The organism is Paenibacillus sp. MER TA 81-3, from assembly GCF_023713585.1.
Lineage (GTDB): Bacteria > Bacillota > Bacilli > Paenibacillales > Paenibacillaceae > Paenibacillus_B > Paenibacillus_B profundus.
The window spans coordinates 340,952-354,808 of the sequence record NZ_JAMAWB010000005.1 but is presented as its reverse complement, the minus strand read 5'-3'; the positions used below and the strand labels follow the sequence as shown (position 1 = coordinate 354,808).

General features: G+C 49.6%; 10 protein-coding genes, 1 rRNA gene and 2 pseudogenes. 6 read left to right on the top strand and 7 right to left on the bottom strand.

What is annotated here, in order from left to right; genetic code table 11:
* The 3 genes and pseudogenes from M3650_RS09500 to M3650_RS09490 form a co-directional block, all read right to left on the bottom strand.
* Positions 1-315, bottom strand: a 16S ribosomal RNA gene (locus M3650_RS09500); the annotation flags it as partial.
* Positions 316-694: 379 nt separating this feature from the next.
* A pseudogene (locus M3650_RS09495) lies at positions 695-1,095 on the bottom strand (ATP-binding cassette domain-containing protein); the annotation flags it as partial.
* 299 nt (positions 1,096-1,394) lie between these two features.
* Positions 1,395-1,586, bottom strand: a complete 192-nt coding sequence (locus M3650_RS09490; RefSeq protein ID WP_251574153.1) for a hypothetical protein — start codon at positions 1,584-1,586, stop codon at positions 1,395-1,397.
* Between the two features lie 236 nt (positions 1,587-1,822).
* Here M3650_RS09490 and M3650_RS09485 point away from each other — a divergent pair, with 236 nt between their 5' ends.
* Positions 1,823-2,851, top strand: coding sequence for a LacI family DNA-binding transcriptional regulator (locus M3650_RS09485; RefSeq protein ID WP_251574146.1), 1,029 nt, complete (start codon positions 1,823-1,825; stop codon positions 2,849-2,851).
* Between the two features lie 159 nt (positions 2,852-3,010).
* Here M3650_RS09485 and M3650_RS09480 read toward each other — a convergent pair whose 3' ends face one another.
* From M3650_RS09480 to M3650_RS09465, 4 genes are all read right to left on the bottom strand, one after another.
* Positions 3,011-5,458, bottom strand: a complete 2,448-nt coding sequence (locus M3650_RS09480) for a glycoside hydrolase family 31 protein (protein ID WP_251574144.1) — start codon at positions 5,456-5,458, stop codon at positions 3,011-3,013.
* A 53-nt stretch (positions 5,459-5,511) separates the two neighbouring features.
* Complete coding sequence (locus M3650_RS09475; RefSeq protein WP_019424817.1) at positions 5,512-6,354, bottom strand: sugar ABC transporter permease; 843 nt, start codon at positions 6,352-6,354, stop codon at positions 5,512-5,514.
* Complete coding sequence (locus M3650_RS09470; protein ID WP_483311736.1) at positions 6,351-7,637, bottom strand: carbohydrate ABC transporter permease; 1,287 nt, start codon at positions 7,635-7,637, stop codon at positions 6,351-6,353. The genes M3650_RS09475 and M3650_RS09470 overlap by 4 nt, the downstream gene beginning before the upstream one ends.
* A 281-nt stretch (positions 7,638-7,918) precedes the next feature.
* Complete coding sequence (locus M3650_RS09465) at positions 7,919-9,223, bottom strand: sugar ABC transporter substrate-binding protein (RefSeq protein WP_251574140.1); 1,305 nt, start codon at positions 9,221-9,223, stop codon at positions 7,919-7,921.
* A 278-nt stretch (positions 9,224-9,501) separates the two neighbouring features.
* Between M3650_RS09465 and M3650_RS09460 the strand changes: the two genes are divergently transcribed.
* From M3650_RS09460 to M3650_RS31890, 5 genes and pseudogenes are all read left to right on the top strand, one after another.
* Complete coding sequence (locus tag M3650_RS09460) at positions 9,502-10,530, top strand: LacI family DNA-binding transcriptional regulator (protein ID WP_233696398.1); 1,029 nt, start codon at positions 9,502-9,504, stop codon at positions 10,528-10,530.
* A gap of 64 nt (positions 10,531-10,594) precedes the next feature.
* Positions 10,595-12,367 (top strand): alpha-glycosidase, encoded by a 1,773-nt coding sequence (locus tag M3650_RS09455; RefSeq protein WP_251574138.1) that lies wholly within the window; start codon positions 10,595-10,597, stop codon positions 12,365-12,367.
* Between the two features lie 119 nt (positions 12,368-12,486).
* A complete protein-coding gene (locus M3650_RS31895) occupies positions 12,487-12,576 on the top strand; it encodes a putative holin-like toxin (RefSeq protein WP_254912210.1) in 90 nt (29 codons plus the stop codon).
* Between the two features lie 664 nt (positions 12,577-13,240).
* Positions 13,241-13,412, top strand: a pseudogene (locus M3650_RS09445) (alpha-amylase family glycosyl hydrolase); the annotation flags it as partial.
* A gap of 242 nt (positions 13,413-13,654) precedes the next feature.
* A complete protein-coding gene (locus M3650_RS31890) occupies positions 13,655-13,744 on the top strand; it encodes a putative holin-like toxin (RefSeq protein ID WP_254912210.1) in 90 nt (29 codons plus the stop codon).
* The last annotated feature ends 113 nt before the right edge of the window (positions 13,745-13,857 follow it).

Here is a 13,857-nt window from a genome sequence, read left to right as displayed (position 1 = left end):
CACCCTCTCAGGTCGGCTACGCATCGTCGCCTTGGTGAGCCGTTACCCCACCAACTAGCTAATGCGCCGCAGGTCCATCTGCAAGTGACAGATTGCTCCGTCTTTCCCATCTCCCTCAGGCGAGGAAGATGTCTATCCGGTATTAGCTACCGTTTCCGGTAGTTATCCCAGTCTCACAGGCAGGTTACCTACGTGTTACTCACCCGTCCGCCGCTAAGCATCAGGAGTGCAAGCACTCCATCAGCTCCGCTCGACTTGCATGTATTAGGCACGCCGCCAGCGTTCGTCCTGAGCCAGGATCAAACTCTCCGTTAAAGTTAGTTTGACTTGCTCATTGTATTGCTGACGAGAATTTTCATTCTCTTGCTTTGTCATTTGTTCAGTTTTCAAGGAACTCATATTTCTTATTTAACTTTCGTGCGTCGATGCCTTTCGGCGTCAGCGCTTAACTACTATATCAAATCGACATTTTGTTGTCAACACTTTTTTATTTCATTGTGTTTCAGCAAGTTTCGCGTCGAATCGACAAGAAATAATGTACCATATTTGCTTTATTCGATGCAACAAGAAATAAATTACAAATGATATTTGGGGATGCGGTGTCAAGCTGCATCCCATTTTGTCGAGAAACCTAATTCAAAAGAGAAGGAACTAATCACACGAGTCAGCTGCGCGCTATTTCTTATTGTTTCGCCTAAACCGTATGACTTCGCTTCTGCGCTTGCTCTTCCACAAGCGCGCCATCCTTAATAGTGACGATCCGATCACATAAATCCAATACACGTTCGTCATGTGTAACCATGACCGCAGCCTTGCGCCTGGCCTTTACTTCAGAAGCAAGCATTTCCACGACCGACCGTCCTCGCTTGGAATCTAAGCTCGCAGTAGGCTCATCGGCCAATATAACCTCAGGATCGTTCATTAACGCACGCGCAATCGTATCGTTGTAATTCCCGCAATATCCGTCCCATTAATTATAATGCGTCCGCTTGACGGCGTGGGCAATACCCCTGCAATCGATAAAAAGGTGCTTTTCCCCGAGCCAGAAGGGCCCACAACGACAACGAATTCTCCCTCTTCCACCTGCAACGACACTCATCGCAGCGGTCGTATCTTTAATCGTCAGCACGTCACCAAGCTTCACTCCGTCTTCTTTTAGCGAAGCGTCGACTACAACTTCATGCCTCCCGCTTCCGGACAGTGATTTGCCTTCGATAATTTTTGGCATCAGCACGCTGTTCTGTTCAATAGCGAACAAGGAAACGTCCGATTTCTGCGCCGTATGCTCCTGAGTTACGGTCAGCATCGTCTGAATGAGCGGCGCGGCATCGTTCACCCCGTCCTACTGCTTGATTTCATCAAGCTTGCCCCATGACAAGGCGGAACGGGATAATTTATAATCGGTGTCGGATTGATATATAATGTAGTCCGCGTTCATATTTTGTATCGCAGATGCATTGTCCCCCCGATAGTCCATTCGCCAGTCCCGACACAATTAGCGTCAAGCATGCGACCAGCACCATAATGAGTCCGATGAGCACGAATCTTGATTTCGCACGCTTCAACTCACGGATAGCCAAAAACATGATTCATCCACTCCAATCTATCTATTCCCACAACGATAATGTCCTTTGAGCATATCAGGATGTCGCTTCGGACTTTTATATTGTAGAAAGAGAACTGAACCGAATATGAACGACAGATTACAAATGAATGAAATGGATTGTTCAGCGGAGTCTTCATATATTGTTGCAAATGCTTTGCACCCGCTCCGGTTATGACTTATACTCTGGGTACTATTTTGCAAAGCGAGGACAATCCGATGGCAGTAACGATTATTCATGTAGCTGAAAAAGCAGGCGTGTCTCCATCTACCGTATCACGTGTCATCTCGAATGATTCGCGTATTAGCCAGAAGACGAGCCGCAAGGTGCGCAAAGCAATGGAAGAGCTGGGGTATCACCCAAATATGCTTGCGAAGAGTCTGGTCACGAAGACAACGAACAATTTGGGCATCGTCCTGCCTCGCCCTGCGGATGAGGTGTTTCAGAATCAATTTTTCTCCGAAATTATTCGCGGCATCGTTACGAAGGCAGCTTCCAGCCGCTATGATGTGCTCATGACTGCCGGAACAAGTCAGATGGAAGAAGAGAAGGCGGTCGAACGGTTAGTGCATGGCCGAAATGTGGATGGCATCATTTTATTGTCCTCTCGCAGAGACGATCAGATTATTTCCTTTTTACGGGACAAACAGTTCCCATTCGTGCTGGTCGGCCGCAGTGATCAGTATTTGGATATCATTTCGGTGGATAACGATAATATTGCTGCATCGTATGACACTACACGCAGGTTGATCCAGTTGGGTCACCGCAATATTGCCTTTGTGAGCGGTCCATTCAATTTGACGGTATCGAAGGATCGGCTGGATGGATTCAGCAAAGCATTGATGGAGGCGGGAATCCCATCTCGTGAAGAGTACATATTGGAAGGCGAATTCAGCCAGGAATCGTCGGCACAGATGACGGAGCGAATCTTAAAGCTAGAGGAACGTCCGACGGCCATTGTTGCGATCGATGATGTTGTCGCATTCGGCATCATTCGTTCATTGCGAAGCAACGGCTTGCGCGTACCGGAAGACTGCAGTGTGGTTGGCTTCAATAATACGTTGTTGTCTGAAATGTGCCTGCCTCCGATCGCTAGTATCGATATCGGTATTTATCAGATGGGCAGTTCGGCGGTCCAAGCGCTCATCCAGCGTATTAAGGGCGATGGCTTTGAGCAAGCTCGGATCATTATTCCACATCAGCTCATATGGCGCGACTCGGTAATAGCGTTCAATTCGGATTCGTAAGCAAGGGCGATGACCCGTGTTCATGTTAAGTTGAGCGATTAATCAATTATTTTTGGTGAAATAGAAATGTTTGGCGGGAAAAGTTATCAATAAAAAAAGCGATGGGACATCCCGGCCTCACAGCCGAATGCTCCATCGCTTTTTCAGTTCATTCTACTTTTACAATGTGATATTCATTTCAATTCCATCCGTAGTGTTAGGCAACTTCAACCACAGCTCACCGCGCTCGGCTTCATAAGCCCAGCCCGAAGCTTGCTGTGCCAGCTGCGCAGCCTGAACCTGCTCACCCGATCCAGCAACACCCTTCGGAGCGGCCGCAAGGCCGATGATGCGGAATTGGATGCTTGCCCGCTGCGAATCGTAACCGCGAGTTGTATATTTCGCCGTCACGTTCAGTGCTTGCTCGGACTCTGTCGCTTCGATAAGCATCTTATTCCATTCCCCGTCTTCATAGGCAAATGTCAAGCCGTCATCTTCGTACCATTCCAGACTGCTCGTCCCGCTTCTGCCCTGCAGATAGATGGATGCCGTCACGAACTCATCCGCAACCGCCTCATCCGCATACTGGCGAACCGGACCTTCCAACAGAATAGCGCCTGCGCGGATAAAGATCGGCAGCTTCGCAAGCGGCGCATGCACATGAATGTGCTGCTGGCCCGCATAGCGCTCCCCGCTCCAGTAATCCACCCACTCGCCTTCTGGCAAATACACAGATCGCCATTCCGTATTCGGGCGGTATACCGGAGCAACGATAACCGAATCGCCCACAAGGAATTGGTCGCACAAATTATATACTTGTGGATCGTTCGGATATTCGAGCACAAGCGGACGCATAACCGGAAGCCCCGTTTTGGAGGCTTCATAGAACCAATGATACAGGTAAGGCATCCATTGGTAGCGCAATGAAATGTATTGCCGGCAGATGCGCTCGATCTCTTCGCCGAACGACCAAGGCTCCTGACGGAGCGTATCAATGGCACTATGATTGCGGCAGTACGGGAAGAAGACACCCATCTGCATCCACCGTGCCAGCAGCTCGCCGCTTGTATGATGGGCGAAGCCGCCGATATCCGGTCCCGCGAACGGAACGCCGGACATCCCCAGGTTGAGCACCATTGGCATCGCCATCGACATATGCTCCCAGAAGCTGCGGTTGTCTCCTGTCCATACGGCTGCATAGCGTTGAATACCGCTGTAGCCTGCACGCGTCAATACGAATGGACGCTTGCCGTCGAGCAGTGCCTTCAGTCCTTCATAGCTCGCCTGGGACATGCACATGCCGTACAGATTGTGCAGTTCGCCGTGGGTCTTGCGGTCGCCTTCGTTGCCGTGCATGACATTGACGTCCATCGTCTTCGTCTCATTGAAGATGGCCGGCTCGTTCATGTCGTTCCAGATGCCGTCGATGCCCAAGTCCGTATAGAAGCGCTGCTTCTCCGTCCACCAATCGCGAACGCGCGATTCAGTGAAGTCCGGGAATGCGCTCTCTCCCGGCCAGACCGGACCGGTATATATGTCTCCCTCGGCCGTTTTGCAGAAGAAGTTCTCGTCGACACCTTCCATATAGACGGCATACATCGGATCCTTCTTCACACCCGGATCCACGATCGGAACGATATGGAAGCCGAGCTCGCGCAGCCGCGCCATCATCTGCTCCGGATTCGGGAAGCGGCTCTCATCAAACGTAAAGACGCGATAGCCGTTCATATAATGAATGTCGAGATGGATGACATCGCAAGGGATCTCCTTGTCGCGGAACGTATGCGCCAGATCCATCACTTCTTTTTCATCCATATAGCTGTAACGTGATTGGTGATATCCGAGCGCCCACTTCGGCGGCAGCGGCATGCGTCCGGTCAGCTCACTGTAGCGGACGATAACTTCCTTCATGGTCGGTCCCTCAATCCAATATAAATCAAGCTCACCCGTCCAAGATTGAATCATCGCCATGTCCGCATAAGTACGCATATCAAATACGGTCTTGCCCGGATTGTCCAAGAACAATCCATAACCGTTGCCGTTATTCAACACCGTCAGGAAAGGAATGGATTGATATAAGGCTTCCATTTCCGGCACATGAGGGGCGTACACGTCGGTATTCCACATCGTATAGCGCTCGCCGCGCTTATCCAGAAATCCTGTCTTTTCCCCGAGGCCATAAATATGGTCATCTTCACTCAGCGAAATAAATGCCGTATAGTCGCCTAGAGACTCCCGATTTCGCTGCACACTGAGGATGTTCACCTGTTGTTCTCCGTTGCGGATGGACAAGGAACCTGTCTTCCGATTCATTTCAACTGTTGTGCTTCCGCTAACAACTGACACCCGCTCTTCATCAGCCGTCCACTTCAGCGGCTCTTGAGTACGGGTCTCCGACGCTATAATCGCCGGAGTCGTCTTCCAATTCGGCTGCTGTCCGCGGAATGACTTGATGCGAATCGAACCGCCGTCTACCGATGTTATGGCCAGATTAAAATGCTCTCCCATAAGCAGAAGCGCATTATTCTGTTCTGTAATCTGTGTAATCATCCCAAGCTGCACGCCCGTGCTTCTCTCTGTATGCTGGCTTGCATTCTCTGGGTGTATCGCTGCACTTGTGTCTAGCATCGTAATCCCTCCTGCTCCTACTTCTTTCTAATTTAATCCCATTCCAGCTCCCATTATCCTTTACTCGCCCCGGCTGTAAGTCCTTCCACGAGGAAGCGCTGCAGGAATAAGTACAAAAGTGCAATCGGAATGGCTATCAACACGGCACCGGCCGCGAACATCGTAAAGTTGGTCGATGCGTTGTTAACCATATCCCAAAGTCCGATGGCAAGCGTCCACTTCTCCTTCGTCCGCAATACGAGGCGGGCAAAGATGAAGTCACCCCACGCGCCGGCGAAAGTGGTAAGACCAACGTATGTGATCATCGGCTTGGAAAGTGGCAGCATAATTTTACGAAATACGGTCCAATGGGAGGCTCCATCAATGCGAGCCGATTCCTCCAGACTCTTCGGAATGGTATCGAAGAAACCTTTCACGACAAACGCTCCTAACGGAGCTCCCGCCGAGTACACCAAAATCAAGGCCATATGCGTATCCAGCAAATTAAGCTGCATCAGCAGGATGTATATGGCGATCATGCTCATAAATCCAGGGAACATGCCGAGCACCAGCATCCCCGACATCAAATTTTTGCGTCCGTAGAAACGGAAGCGCGACAAGGCATAAGCGGTCATGACGACCAGAATAACACCGAAAATCATGTTAAAGGTCGCTATCTTTAATGTGTTCAAATACCAGCGGCCATACTGGTATTGGTCCGATGTGAATAAGCTAATGTAATGCTCAAACGTCGGGTTTTTCGGAATTAACGTTTCGCTATAAATAGACGTTCCCGGCCGGATGGAGGACATCAAAATCCAAATGGTCGGATAAAAGACGCTTATTGCAATGATGATTAACAGCAGGTAGCTAAATGTGAGACGCAGCTTTGAATTTTTCTTTTTCCCCACACTCATTGGATGAGATCCTCCTCTCGGAATGAACGTGTACGGCGATAGCTCCATATCGATAGCGAGGCCACAATAATGAAGATAATGATGCCTATGGCTGCCGCCATATTGAACTTGTTGTTATCCAGCGTCAACTTGTACAGCCAGGTGACAAGCAAGTCAGTGCTGCCCGCATATTGGTATTCGCCGTTAGGCGGGTTCCCGTTGGTCATCAGGAAGATGACGTTAAAATTATTAATATTACCTGCAAATTGCCCAATTAAAATAGGTGCTGTTGAGTACAGAATCATCGGCATCGTGATGGAGCGGAATTTGTGCCATGCCGTTGCTCCGTCAACATCCGCAGCTTCGTACATATCTTTCGGAATCGTAGTCAATATGCCGATGACAAGCACCATCGTAACCGGAATACCTACCCACATATTGACCATAAGCACAGTTACTTTGGCCCAGAACGGATCGGACAGCCAAGGCAGCTTGCCTAACCCGAAATAGCTCAAGTATTGGTTGATTGGACCGAATTCACCGTTAAACATGTTGCGCATAATGAGAAACGACAACATTTGCGGAATCGCATACGGAATAATAAAAATAGTGCGCCACATCGTCTTGAAACGAATTCCCGCCTGCTGTACCAGCAGCGCTACTAGAATACCGCCAAAATAACAAGTGACGGTAGCCAAGATGGCCCAAATGATCGTCCACGTCAATACGCCGTAGAACGTGTCACTCCATGATCCAAGCTGCAGCAAATCTTTAAAGTTCTGCAAGCCAACCCAATCGACAAGCTTCGCCGGCGGAATATGCTCAGGCGCCGAATAGTTCGTGAAGGCAAGCAAGATCATGAAGATGATCGGCATAATCGTAAAGAACAATACAGCCGCTGTCGGCAGAGCCAAAAACAAATAGGCGAATTTGTTCTCTTTCACATATTCCAAGCTCTGCAGGAAACGATTCGGTGTATCGCCCCGTTCACGCAGACGTCCGACTGCAAAGGCGTCCTTCACAACTAAAATGTACATCCAAATAAATACAAACAGGACAACCAGGGTAATTAAGCTGCTAATAATGAGGTGGATGGAATGATCGCCAGCCACCATCTTGTAAAGCTTGCCGACCTTCTGCATTTGGGAAGGCGTCTCGCCGAGTGTGTATAATCCCCATAATGCACGCGGCAATTGATTGATTAAATAGTAAAGCCCCAAGGCTTCACACAGCATGAGCAGAATACCTTTGAGATACTGACGGTTAAATAGTTGCCCTAGACCCCAGAACACACCAGAAAGCATAGCAGCTTTGCTCGCGTATTTTGTATGTGTCTCACCTGGCGTCGGCCCTGTCTGATGAAGTGCAGATTGCGCATCACCCGAAGAAGCCGATTGTCGAGTGCTCATAAAGGACTCTCCTTTCTCCATATCCAATATCGTTATTTCACGACGTCCGACCAATTTAAACGACCCGGGCAAGCGATTGCTCCCCCGGGCTTTTTTCTCTCTTTATTTAGAGGAAGTTAATAAAGCTGCCTTCCTTTTGATTGCGAGTCAAGTTGACCTTTTTGGAACACGCACTTTTATTTATTGGCGTCTTTAATTTGCTGTACGGCGTTATCAAGCGCTGCTTTCGGATCTTTTCCTTTGTTCAGCACGTCTGCAAGACCTGCCGCCATCGGGCTCCATACACTGCCCATCTCTGGAATAGCCGGCATTGGGTAAGAGTTCTTGAACTGCTCCAATACCGCAACGGTGAACGGATCGTTGGCTACTGTCGGATCAGCTGCCGCTTCTTTGTTAGAAGGGACAACGCCATTCAATTCGAAGGCTTTCAGCTGAGCGTCTTTCGTCGATGCATATTCTGCGAACAGCTTAGCCGCATTCGGATATTTCGTGTAAGAGTTGACATACCAAGCTTTCACGCCGGAGAACGTCTTGGAAGGCTGGCCATCGATGCTTGGAATTACTGCTGCGCCGAGGTTGATGCCTGCTTTCTTCAAGTCCGGAATCGCCCATGGTCCGTCGATATTCATCGCCAATTGACCGCTGGAGAACAAGCCCTTTTTCACATCGCCCGTTACATCGGATGTCGTCAATGGAAGCACCTGCTTAGCAAACTGCTGCAGGAACGCCGCCCCTTTAACCGCACCTTCGTTGTTCAAGCCAATGTCCGCTTTATCGCTGCCATTGTTGCCGAACACGTAGCCGCCTGTTGTTGCCAGATACATGTAGTCATAATAGAAGTTCCCAATTTCCCACATGTACGTGTACTTTTTGTTAGGTATGTCGTTCATTTTCTTGGATAGTTCAACAACCTCTTCCATGGTCTTAGGTGCCTCTGGCAGCAAGTCTTTGTTATAGAACATGATGAGCGTTTCTACAGAACGCGGATATCCGTACAGCACGCCATCAAAAGATGCTGCATTGACTGCCAATTCGGAGTTCGCTTCGCGTGTCTGTGCCTCATGGAAATCGTTCGGGAACACGAGACCAGCCGTTACCGCTTTACCCAGGTTGTCATGCGGGAAGACTACGATATCCGCTGCAATGCCGGCAGGACCGTCATTGACCAGCTTATTGACTTGGTCAGGAGCCGCCACTTCTTCGAACTTGACGGGAACTTTGTACTTCTCTGTGAATTCCTTGGCGATAGCCTCGATGAAAGGACGACTTTCTTTACTCTCCCATACGATCAAGCTTGCTCCTTCTTCGGGAACCAACTGATCGCTTTCCGCTGCTCCGCTGTCCGTCGCCGTGTCTGTCGACTCCGCAGCATCTGTCGTTGCTCCCGCCCCGTTCGTCGAATTATTGCCGCCGCCGGAGGAACAAGCCGTAATTGTAAATACCATCATGACCGACAAAAGCGTTACTACCCATTTCTTCATGTGTGAATCCCCTTTCAATTGTGCAAGTTTGCTAATTTCAAAGCGTGCAAAGTTGAAGCTGAGGTACCATGGTGCAAAATTGTGCCTATATCTATGCAAACCTTTGCATAGAACATTAAAAAAATAAACCCTTTCTCACAAAGGCCTTGTAAGCGGTTGCGTATATGTTGATTATACAATTCAACTTTTATCTTGTAAACCGTTTGCACAAAAAAATATTTTATTTTATACTGTGATTCATACTTGAGAACATTTATAGTAAGTGAGGTTTTTTCCCGATGGCAGTAACCATAATTAATGTGGCCGAAAAGGCTGGCGTCTCGCCTTCTACGGTGTCGCGCGTAATCTCGAACGATTCGCGTATCAGCCAGAAGACAAGCCGCAAAGTACGCAAGGTCATGGAAGAGCTTGGTTACCACCCGAACCTTATGGCCAAGAGCTTAGTTACGAGGACAACGCACAATATCGGCATTGTTCTCCCCCGCCCCGCAGAAGAACTGTTCCAGAATCAGTTCTTCTCCGAAATTATTCGGGGCATCGTGACGAAGGCAGCTTCCAGCGGTTATGATATTTTGATGACCACCAGCACCAATGAAATAGAAGAATGGAAAGCGGTAGAGCGGCTCGTTCAGGGGCGCAACGTCGACGGCATTATTTTGCTCGCCTCTCAACGAGAGGATCCGAATATATCGTTTTTGCGGGAGAAAAAGTTTCCGTTCGTGCTCGTTGGGCGCAGCGAGGATTACAGCGATATCACTTCCGTGGATAACGACAACATTGCAGCCGCTCAGGCGATAACTCGCCATCTAATTGAACTCGGTCACCGCCGTATCGGCTTCGTCAGCGGGCCATTCGAATTGACGGTCTCGAAAGACCGGTTGGACGGATATAGCAAGGCCTTGCTCGATGGGGGCATTCCGTTCCGGTGCGACTATGTTTTTGAAGGCGCATTCACGCCTGACTCGGCGATGCAAGTCACCGAACAGATTTTGAAGCTTGAAGAACGCCCGACCGCCATCATTGCAATCGATGACGTCGTTGCCTTCGGCATCATCCGCTCGCTATGGAATAACGGGCTCCGGGTTCCGGAGGATTGCAGTGTCGTCGGATTTAACAACACATCGCTGGCTGAGATGTGCTTGCCGCAGATTTCAAGCGTCGATATCGGCATGTATCAAATGGGCCAATCTACAGTTCAGGCTCTAATCCAGCGTATTAAGGGCGACGGGTTCGAGCAGGCTCGCATCATCATTCCGCATCAGCTTATATGGCGAAGGTCAGTGACGTCTCCCGATTCCGAAGCGTAAACATCAATCGTTCGTTCGTCAGTCTGCAAGCAGTTCGATATAAGCCAAAGGAGAGGACATTATTATGCTGCTCGAAGCCATTTACCATCGCCCTAAGCAGAACTGGGCATATGCTTATGACCACAAAACCATTCACGTTCGCATCCGCACGAAGAAAAATGACGTGAATCGTGTCACCGTCTATTACGGGGATAAGTTCAACAGCTGGGAGGGAATAGAGAAGACCATCTCTGTTCCGATGACGCGCATGTATCAGGATGAGCTGTTCGATTATTGGCAAGCGGAGACGATTCCTCCATTCCGCCGTCTCGCCTACGCCTTCAAGCTGGAGGATGCGCATGACACGGTGTGGATGACCGAGCGCGGCTTCCAACAGGAAACGCCGGAGCCGACGAAGAGCTGGTTCGAGTATCCGTTCCTGAACCCTGCGGACATCTTTGCGCCGCCGGCTTGGGTGAAGGATGCGGTGTTCTATCAAATTTTCCCGGAACGCTTTGCCAATGGCGATGCAAGCAACGATCCGGAGGATGTGCTGCTTTGGGGCGGCGATCCGAAGCCGGACAATTATTTTGGCGGCGACCTGCAGGGGGTTCTGAACCACCTCGATCATTTGGAACAGCTCGGCGTAACGGCGATATACTTCACCCCTATATTTGAAGCGACAACGAACCATAAGTACGATACGAAAAACTACATGAAGGTCGACCCGCACTTCGGCACGAATGAAAAGCTGAAGGAATTGGTGCAAGTGTGTCACGACCGCGGCATTCGCGTGCTGCTCGATGCGGTATTCAATCATTGCGGCCACACGTTCCCGCCTTTTGTTGACGTGCTCGAAAAAGGCGAGCAATCCGCCTACAAGGATTGGTTCCATGTCCGTCAGTTCCCGCTCGAGGTGATTGACGACGTGCCGACCTTCGACACGTTTGCGTTCACACCGATGATGCCGAAGTTGAACACGGAGCATCCGGAAGTGAAGACCTATTTGCTCGATGTGGCGCGCTACTGGATTGAAGAGGTCGGCATCGACGGCTGGCGGCTCGATGTCGCCAATGAAGTGGACCACCAGTTCTGGCGTGAATTCCGCCAAACGGTTAAAGCCGTTAACCCAGACGCTTATATTTTGGGCGAGATGTTCCACGAGGGCATGATGTGGCTGCAGGGCGATCAGTTCGATGCGGTGATGAACTATCCGTTCACGTATGCAATGCATGACTTTTTTGCACAGGAATCGATTGACGGAATCGGATTCGCGCAAGCGATCCAGCATCAGCTGGCAAGCTACCCGCTGCAGGCTAACGAGGTCATGTTCAACCTGCTGGACAGTCATGATACGCCGCGTCTGCTGACGCTGTGCGGCAACGACAAGCGCAAGATGAAGCTTGCTGCTCTGTTCCAGCTGACGTTCTTGGGCACGCCATGCATTTATTATGGCGACGAGGTCGGATTGGACGGGGATCATGATCCAGGCTGCCGCAAATGCATGGAATGGGACGAAAAGCGGCAGGATGCCGGCCTGCTGCACTATTATCGCAGCCTGATCGCGCTGCGGCATGCGCACTCCGCGCTGCGGACGGGCAGCTTCCGCTTCGTTCATGCAGAGGAGAACGACCGGGTCATTGCGTATGAGCGGGCAGATGCGAATGGGCGCTGGCTCTTCGTGCTGAACGGATCTGAGCAAAGCCAGACGGTAAGTCTGCAGATTTGTGAAGGTGTATGGCAGAGTGTCAGTATCGATGACAGGTCCGATACGGGCGAAATGCTGGCGGGAAATCACAAGGGCTTGCAGGTTGAGGTCGAGGGTATGGGCTGGCGGATATTGAAATTGAAGCAGTAGTCCGTATCCGCAAGCAATGCAGGAGCACTCTATCTAGTTCAATTGGAAATATTATGATATAGTCATAGGAACACAATAATGGCTTTTGGGCGGTTGGCTAGTCTCCTGCAAAGGAGGTGATGCCAGTGAGCGTATTTGAAGCATTGAGTCTAATGTTCCTTTTCGGAATGTTCATTCTTGCTTTGCTCACTTACTTAAAGAAAAAGTAGACCGCCCTGTCTCAAAGGTCTGCGGTCTACTTTCGCACCTTGTAAAAAGCCAACCGCTCTTCATGCGGTTATTGTGGGAAGAAGGTCGTAGTTGACGCTACGATCTTCTTTTTATTATACGCAAATTGTATCATACATATTCTTACTGTTCAATGGTGTGGTCTATCGCGTGAAAATCTTTCACGGATTCAGGACTTACTCTATCGTATTTGCAATTTCCAGCAGTTGCTCGTTGCTATAGAGAGGGGACGTCGTTCCATTCGTCTCTTTTCCAGAGAACAGCACATAGGTGAGCCCATCATGTCTCGGGGAGCGCTTTTTCGGGTATGTTGTGTGCAGATTCGTTTGACTCCATATAGTTATTTGGTTGCTGATGGATGCTCGTTTCAGTAGAGGCTTGATTGTGGTAGCATCCGGATAAAATGATAAAAGGGAGCAGTAAACGAATTCTCAATCGCCTCATGATAATCACCTCAAAATAATTATACTGCAACACGCGCTTGTATGCGGATTATAAATTAGTAGTGGCTCAACCCTAAAATCAATGCCGCGGAGACGATTTGTCCGGGCAGTGCTATTCGATGTCGAATGGCCTCTTAGGATGCATCATGCTCAAAAGGGGACTTTTCGAACAACCTAAATAAGCCAAAGGAGAGAACATTACCTGCTGGACAGCCATGATACGCCGCGTCTGCTGACGCTGTGCGGCAACGACAAGCGCACGATGAAGCTGGCCGCGCTGTTCCAGTTGACGTTCTTGGGCACGCCATGCATTTATTATGGACGAGGTCAGATTGGACAGGGAGCATGAACCAGGCTTCCGCAAATGCATGGAGTAGGATGAAAGGCGGTAGGATACCGGCCTGCTGCACTATTATCAATGCTGACGGGAAATCACAAGGGCTTGCAGGTTGAGGTCGAGGGTATGGGCTGGCGGATATTGAAATTGGAGCAGTAGTTCGCACTTCGCACGCAATGCAGGAGCACACTATCTAGTTCAATTGGAAATATTATGATATAGTCATAGGAACACAATAATGGCTTTTGGGCGGTTGGCTAATCTCCTGCAAAGGAGGTGATGCCAGTGAGCGTATTTGAAGCATTGAGTCTAATGTTCCTTTTCGGAATGTTCATTCTAGCTTTGCTCACTTACTTAAAGAAAAAGTAGACCGCCCCCACCAAGGTCTGCGGTCTACTTTTTAGATTGCTCACCTAATTAAGCCAACCGCTCTTCATGCGGTTATTGTGGGAAGAAGGTCGTAGTTGACGCTACGATCTTCT